The 2539-nt window shown below is 72.8% G+C and carries 3 protein-coding genes; all 3 read right to left on the bottom strand.

Going from position 1 to position 2539, the window contains the following annotated elements; translation table 11 throughout:
- A partial coding sequence (locus AC2VOR_RS05265; protein ID WP_486963320.1) for an endolytic transglycosylase MltG occupies positions 1-907 on the bottom strand: 907 nt, incomplete at its 3' end.
- Complete coding sequence (gene ruvX, locus AC2VOR_RS05260) at positions 900-1418, bottom strand: Holliday junction resolvase RuvX (protein WP_486963319.1); 519 nt, start codon at positions 1416-1418, stop codon at positions 900-902. The genes AC2VOR_RS05265 and ruvX, both read right to left, overlap by 8 nt.
- On the bottom strand, positions 1419-2539 hold a 1121-nt coding region (locus tag AC2VOR_RS05255; RefSeq protein WP_486963318.1), incomplete at its 5' end, for a DHHA1 domain-containing protein. It abuts the gene before it with no gap.

Genomic DNA, 2539 nt, shown 5'->3' with positions numbered 1-2539 from the left:
TCACCCGCGCCACCTTCGGGAAATCCTGCGTGTTGCTCTCCTGCTGCACCAGCGAGGCCACCACCAGGATGTCGTAGGGCGAGAGGTGCAGCGACGCCGCGGTGTCGGTCAGGCCGGACTTCATGTACTCCACCGCCCCGGCGCTGATCAGGCTGGCCAGGATGTTCGCCGGCGAGGCCGCGGGGTCGACGTTGAAGGTCCCCGGCGCGATGAGGCCCTCGATGCGGCGATGGTCGTTGCCGAGCTCGGTCACCGGTTCCATGGCCCACGGCGGCACCGCCAGCACCGCCGGCGAGCTGTTGGCCGCCGCCGCCCGCAGGTCGCCTGCCGCTACGCAGCGCCGGTTGCCGTCGAGGTCCACGCAAGTGGCCTGCGAGATCAGGCTGAAGATGCCGGGGTTGACCTTGTCGGTCTTCATGTCGGTGGTGTCGTCGAGCTGCCGGCCCTCCGGGATGACCAGGCGCCCCACCCGGTCCTTCGGGTCGGTCAGCCGCGCGACGGCGTCGGCCGCCGGGATCTCGGTGCGCAGCCGGTAGTAGCCGGGCTGGATCGCGTTGATCGCGACGTTGCCGTGCGCGGCGTTGACGAAGGCCCGGACCGTCTTGACCACGTGCTGCTTTTGTAGCGTCTCCCCGACCATGGTGGTCGAGTCGCCGGCCTGGACATGGATCACGACGTCGCGCTTGCCGTTCCCGGTGTAGTCGTCGCCGGACCCGAACATCGTGTGCCAGAGCTTGGTGCCGGCGAACACGGCCGCCACCACCACGCCGACGAGGGCGACGAGCGCGAACCTGGCCACGGTGCGCCGCCGGCGCCGGCCGCGTTCGGCGCGCTTGCGGGCCGAACGGCTCATCCGGTGCCGGGGCGGCCCGATCGTCTCCGGCTCGGCCCGTTGGCTGTCAACCATCTGCACGCTCCCCGGTGCACGGGGCGCGGCGCTGGTCGAGCCAGCTCTGCAGGATCGCGATCGCCGCCGCCTGGTCGATCACCGCCCGCTGCTCGCGGGCGCGCACGCCGGCCGAGCGCAGCGAGCGCTGGGCGCTGACGGTGGTCAGGCGTTCGTCGGCCAGCCGCACCGGGACGGGTGGAACGCGGCGCGCCAACACTTCGCCCAATTTCCCGGCCAGTTCGATCGCGTCCAGCGCGGCGGGGCCGGTGCGGTCGGCGAGGGTACGCGGCAACCCAACAACGACCTCCACCACCCCGAGTTCGGCGACCAGCTCGGCCAGCCTGCGCACGTGCCGCCCGCTCCGGTCCCGGCGCACCGTCTCCACCGGGGTGGCCAGGATGCCGTCGGGGTCGCTGGCGGCCACGCCGATGCGCACGCTGCCGACGTCGACGCCGAGTCGTCGGCCCGGGCCCGGATCCTGATCGGGGTCACCGGGCCGGTCTGGCAAGCGATGCGGCGTGGGGACCACTCAACCGACCCGCGCTATCTCCGCACGCACCGCGTCGAGCGCCGCGTCGATGCCGGTCGGGTTCTTCCCGGAGCCCTGCGCCAGGTCCGGCTTGCCGCCGCCGCGCCCATCGACGGCCACGGCGAGGTGCTTCACCAGCTCGTTGGCGCGCACCCCGAGGTCCTGGGCGGCGGGATTGGCGGCGACCGCGTACGGCACCGTCCCGCCGTCACCCTCCGCGATGAGCGCCACGACCGCGGGGTCGCTGCCCAGCTTGCCGCGGATGTCGCCGACCAGCGAGCGCAGGTCGCCCGCCGTCGTCCCCGAGGACATCCGTTGCGCCACCAGCCGGACGTTACCGATCCGCTCCGCACCGGCCGCGGCGTTGGCCGCCGCGGCCCGCGTGCCCGCGAGCCGGGCCCGTTCGAGCTCTTTCTCGGCGGCCTTGAGCCGGTCCACCAGGGTGGCCACCCGGGCCGGCACCTCGTCGGACGGCACCTTCAGCGACGACGCCAGCCCGGCCATCAGCGCCCGCTCCTTGGCCAGATGGCGGAACGACTCGAGGCCGACGTAGGCCTCCACGCGGCGCACCCCGGAGCCCACCGACGATTCGCCCAGGACGGTCACCGGCCCGATCTGCGCCGAGTTGTGCACGTGGGTGCCCCCGCACAGCTCCAGCGAGAACGGCCCACCGATCTCGACCACCCGGACCTCGTCGGGATAGGCCTCGCCGAACAGCGCCAACGCGCCCATCGCCTTGGCCTTCTCCAGCCGCTCGGTGAAGGTGTGCACCGCGAAGTCGGCCTGCACCGCCTCGTTTGTCACCTCTTCGATCTGGGTGCGCTGCTCGTCGGAAAGCGGACCCTGCCAGTTGAAGTCGAACCGCAGGTACCCCGGCCGGTTGAGCGAGCCGGCCTGGACGGCGTTGGGCCCCAGCACCTGTCGCAGCGCGGCGTGCACCATGTGGGTGCCCGAATGGCCCTGGGTGGCACCGCGGCGCCAGCCCGGGTCCACGGCCGCCACGACGGTGTCGCCCTCGACGAATTCCCCGGATTCCACGTTGACCCGGTGCACCCACAGGGTTTTCGCGATCTTCTGGACGTCGGTGACCGCGGCCCGGGCGCTCTGCCCGGCCCCGGTGC

It is taken from the genome of Mycobacterium sp. TH-M103, from assembly GCF_057473785.1.
Note: the sequence above shows the minus strand (reverse complement) of the source record. Positions and strands in the feature narration are given on the sequence as shown.